The sequence below is a fragment of the Streptococcus sp. HMSC077D04 genome (assembly GCF_001808785.1).
Taxonomy (GTDB): Bacteria; Bacillota; Bacilli; order Lactobacillales; family Streptococcaceae; genus Streptococcus; species Streptococcus mitis_BX.
Window position 1 is genome coordinate 1 of sequence record NZ_KV794436.1, and the last position, 4,430, is coordinate 4,430.

6 protein-coding genes and 1 pseudogene are annotated in these 4,430 nt (G+C 35.6%); 4 read left to right on the forward strand and 3 right to left on the reverse strand.

All coding sequences use genetic code 11. From position 1 onward, the window contains the following. From HMPREF2701_RS00005 to HMPREF2701_RS00015, 3 genes are all read right to left on the reverse strand, one after another. A partial coding sequence (locus tag HMPREF2701_RS00005) for a hypothetical protein (RefSeq protein ID WP_148130479.1) occupies positions 1-359 on the reverse strand: 359 nt, incomplete at its 3' end. Between the two features lie 215 nt (positions 360-574). Continuing rightward, the gene (locus tag HMPREF2701_RS00010; RefSeq protein WP_070481726.1) at positions 575-892 is read right to left on the reverse strand and encodes a plasmid mobilization protein; all 318 of its coding nucleotides are present in this window, start codon (positions 890-892) and stop codon (positions 575-577) included. A gap of 38 nt (positions 893-930) precedes the next feature. Beyond that, positions 931-1,494 (reverse strand): hypothetical protein, encoded by a 564-nt coding sequence (locus tag HMPREF2701_RS00015; RefSeq protein WP_070481728.1) that lies wholly within the window; start codon positions 1,492-1,494, stop codon positions 931-933. A gap of 189 nt (positions 1,495-1,683) precedes the next feature. Between HMPREF2701_RS00015 and HMPREF2701_RS00020 the strand changes: the two genes are divergently transcribed. From HMPREF2701_RS00020 to HMPREF2701_RS00035, 4 genes and pseudogenes are all read left to right on the forward strand, one after another. Continuing rightward, positions 1,684-2,004, forward strand: coding sequence for a hypothetical protein (locus HMPREF2701_RS00020; RefSeq protein WP_083281691.1), 321 nt, complete (start codon positions 1,684-1,686; stop codon positions 2,002-2,004). A 473-nt stretch (positions 2,005-2,477) separates the two neighbouring features. Then, positions 2,478-2,846 (forward strand): hypothetical protein, encoded by a 369-nt coding sequence (locus tag HMPREF2701_RS00025; protein WP_050105530.1) that lies wholly within the window; start codon positions 2,478-2,480, stop codon positions 2,844-2,846. A gap of 156 nt (positions 2,847-3,002) precedes the next feature. Beyond that, complete coding sequence (locus tag HMPREF2701_RS00030) at positions 3,003-4,094, forward strand: replication initiation factor domain-containing protein (RefSeq protein ID WP_070481732.1); 1,092 nt, start codon at positions 3,003-3,005, stop codon at positions 4,092-4,094. Then, positions 4,094-4,430, forward strand: a pseudogene (locus HMPREF2701_RS00035) (plasmid partition protein); the annotation flags it as partial. The gene HMPREF2701_RS00030 and the pseudogene HMPREF2701_RS00035, both read left to right, overlap by 1 nt.

Consider the following 4,430-nt stretch of genomic DNA (forward strand, 5'->3'; position numbering starts at 1 on the left):
TTTTTTTTTGAAAATCTATCTAGAAGGTAAGGGAGGTCTTTTATTATATTTAGACGATTTTGGATAGTTGGTGTTTGAAATGATGGAGAGGTTGTTATTTGATTGTAATACTTACTTTGGCTTAAAGGTGTATTTCTATATACTAAGGTTCTTAAATTTTTAAATAGGGTTTGCTTAATTACATTTTTATCTAGATTTTCTAGATAGTGAAAACCAAATAAGTGGAAAAAGAATTCGGTATTGAATTTTATCTCTAGAATAATTGGAGTTGGATTAGATTTTTGAGTTAGTTCCATTTTATAAGTGGTATTTTCTAAAATACTATAACTTCTTATCGCCTCTATAAGTGTTTGTTCCATATTTCCCTTTCAAAAAGAAAGAGGACTTTTAAGTCCTCCTTCTTGTGGTTTTAATTTCTCGTCCGCGGTGTACACCACAAACCCTAAGCGGAAGCTCGCCCTCGTGACCACGAGATAGCCAAAAGGGGTCTTAGCTCTGTATCTATAATATAACAATAATTGTTCAAAAAGTCAAGAAAATTAGCTAATAATTTCATTAACTTTTGATAATATTATTATTTCCAAAATTCCCACCATTTTTTTGATGTTTCTATTAGTTTTGTATCACGATTATAGATAATTTGTTGAAGATTTGAGATTTGCATATCTTTTGTTTTTAACTGGTCTTTTAAAATTTCAATGATATCGTCAGTGATATCATTATTGCTATCGTTGATATTATCGGTGCTATCTGCTTTGATATCGTATTCTAGAATAATTCTTTTTATAAACTCATTTACAGAAATGCCTTTATCTTTGGCTTTCTGTGTGATGATATTTTTTTCTTCTTGTGTGGTACGTATTATAATTTGTACCTGTTTGTTTTCTGCCATGATATCACCTTTTATATCTAAATGTTATCTCTATTATATCATTTTTCTTTAGTATATGATTGTACTGGATTATTTAATCTTATTGAAGCAAGTACATAATCAGTATCTGTCATATCTGATAATTCTGCAAAATGGATTGTAGCTTTGTCTTGATTCCATTTTTGAACGTCGAGCGGTTCAAAAAATTTTTCAAATAGAGCGGTCATCATAACTTCCATTGCTTCTTTTTTTGTAACTTTCGGCGGTTCATATTGCTCTGCCTCAAGTTGTTGCTGATAACTTTCATTTGTTTGATTTCTTATTTCTTCTACGTAGTTTTCAAGGTTTTGACGATACTCTTCGAGTTCTTCTATATCTACATTTCCTTGCTTTAATAGATAAGGTTCAACTTCAATAGATAAGTGATTTAGTTGTTGGTCTGAAAATAATCGTGTTTCGTTACGACCAATTACTTTTTTTTCAGCAGTGTCCCAGTATCCGAGCCTTTGAAGCTCTCTCGTGAACTTAATTCTAAGTTTGTTCCGATTTTTTTCGGTATCTGGAATATCAAATTTTTCAATTTGAGTGTTCACGAAATCTGTTAAAGTTGTATATCTTGGCATAGTGAATATCTCCTTTTTGTATATCTGTTTGTTGATTTTGTATATACTAATTGTATATCAAAAATAACAACTTGTCAATCGTAATGTTGTAAAAATAGTAAAAAAATCAAAAAAACGATGAACATTGTTGACATTGAAAATAAAATATGGTATCATAAATGTATCAATAAAAGAAAGGAATGTTTCGACATGATAAATTGGAAACAGATGTTCAATGCAAAAGAACGTCAAGACGCTTCTGAGGATGAATGGTCTGAGTATACTGACATAACTCTTCAAAAATTTATGACATCGGATTTTATGCAAGCATTTGCTGATGATTGTAGTAATGCTATGAAAAAATCTGGTAGAAAAGATTTTGATGATTATTCAGCGATTAAACTTGAAATGAGTTCAGTCCTTGAAGAATTCGGCTATCCGCTATTCTCGGCTTTAGAAGATGCTTATTCTGAAGAACAGCAACTTAAAATGTTACTCGAGTTCAAAGAGAAATATTTAAGCTCTAGGTAGTTCTAAATGTTTGTTTTTCGTCGGCACAATCTAAAAAAGCACGACGATCAAGCAAGGCGTCAAGGAGGAAAGTCGAAGACGTACCTTGCGCGGCGCTGTCGTTGTGCTAGATTGTGAAAGCCGTTCGAAACACAAACATTTAGAACCTTGTTTTTCAGAGGCGGGGTCCAGCGTCCAACGCTGGTCGGGTGTGGGCAGAGGCCCACAAATAAATTAAGGGTTTACATCTAAAAAAAATTGATGTAAAATAAAAATGTCTGCTAGTCTTCGAACAACTAACAGACAACAAAAAAGTCTTACCTAGACCTGGCAGTCAACTCAGTAAGACTCTCACTTTTTTTCGAACAAGACCATTATACCAAAAAAGGCCTCAGTGGGTCAAGTAGGGTGGTTAAATAAAAGTAGAGTGTCTTTTCTAAAGTGTTTGCAGGTCGTGGTAAGCGACACAACATTTTAGAAAGGACATTTTTTATATGTCACAATTGGAAAAATTGAAAGCTTTGCAAAGTCAGAGCAACACAACAAACGCAAGTCTTACGTTGTTTAACAATGTAGTAGTAGTCAATGTCGGAGTTAATCCGACCCCTCATTTTCCAAAACTTAAAGATAGGTTTGGAAATAAGGTAAAAGATGAGAACGGCAAGGATAAACGTTCTGAAACGTCTGACGGTCTCACATATACATTTGTCGAATTTGGAACTGGTAAAATGGTTAAAATTGTTCTGTCAGAAGAAAGACAATTTGAACTTTTACAAGCTTACAAAGTCGCTGGTCTTGGGTATGATATCAAGTCAGCAAATATGATTTTCATTGAGCAGAAAGGTCAGATTGCTGACTACTAACTAAGATATTGAGGGTACTGCTGGAACTTGTTTCCAGCAGGTAGCCCCCCTCAATAATCATGGGGGCTACACGTACAAGAAAAAATGCTAGTTAGCCCTTATATATCAATGGTTTAGACCTTATAAAAAACTACACAAATAGAATGAGGAAAAGACATGCAGAAATACAAAGTAGACTGGCTGGCTTTTTCGGTATCATTTGAAGATGAAGAGCAGACGTTAGACCCTCAACTTTTGAAAATTTTGGGTTATGATTTAGCAGAATTTGATGAAATCCCTGGGCGATTTTTTTACAACTCGGGGGCAACTTATCGAAATTATGTAAACGTCTTTTGGAATGACCCTGAGAAGCCTTGGCACAAAAATTCTAGTCGGACAATGACCGTGGTTTTCACGGGTCAGGGGTCGACTGAATTAGCTGAAAAATGGGATACCGATTGGGTTTCTATTTTTAGAACTCTAAAAGAGTACGGTGGAGTAAATTTCACACGGATTGACTTGGCTCTTGATGATTATGACGAGACAGTAAGATTTTCCGATATTGAGAAAAAACTGAATAAAGGGCATTATCGCTCATCTCGTAAGTCCTACAATATCGTTAAAACATCAGACCAAAACGGAAAATCGCTGGGGCAGACAATTTACATCGGAAACGCTCGGTCTCAAAATGGAAGCCGTGGGAATGTGTATGCCCGTTTTTATGATAAAAAAGCGCAGTACGAAAGTAAGAACGAACTGTTTCCAACCGAAGTCCGAGAACATTGGGCGAGGACTGGGAAAGAAGTTTGGCAACGGTACGAGATTAGCTATTCTAAAAAATACGCTTTGAAAATCATTGATGAGTTCTTACAAGGCGATAAAATCGACAAGATTTTTAAAACATCGCTTCGTAATCTTCTTGAGATTTTGACTCCGAAACGTGGGGACACTAACAAAAATCGGTGGTATAAAACAAAATGGTGGGAGAAGTTTTTAGAGTATGATGAGACGATAGATTTTAGTCTTGCAGAACGTGACGTCATGCTGGGAGACTTGCTGGAGTGGTTACGTGTTGCAGTCTTGCCCTCTCTTTCTCTGCTTGAAATCATAGGAAATGAGCGAGGTTTTGATATTTACGATTTGCTTCAAAAAGCTGAAAAATCTACTGATTTTTCAAAGAAGCAAAATCGTTTATACGTGAATAGTCAGACCTTGTCAGATGAGACTATAAACCATTATTTGAGCGAGTTTTTAGGGGGTGGCAAATAATGGCTACAACCTACAAAAAGAACGCTCAGAACGTCTATAAAGTGCCTTTCTATTTGAAATATTGGACGTGGTGGGCTTTGATTTTAACCTTAGCGGTTCTGTCTTTAGTGTTGGGATTGATTGTATCGATTAAACTTTTTCAAGTTGCTTTGTGGTCGCTGGTCGCTATTTTGACGATTTGGCGAGCGTATTCGCTGACAAAGTCAGTGATCAAAGCGAAGACAATCGGAAAATATAGCACGCAGAAAAAGGCAGAAAAAGCGGTCACTAAGAGCTTACTTGCTACAATGTCAGTCAATCGTCTGCAAGATACCCCTTATATCTCCGTTCCCAGCG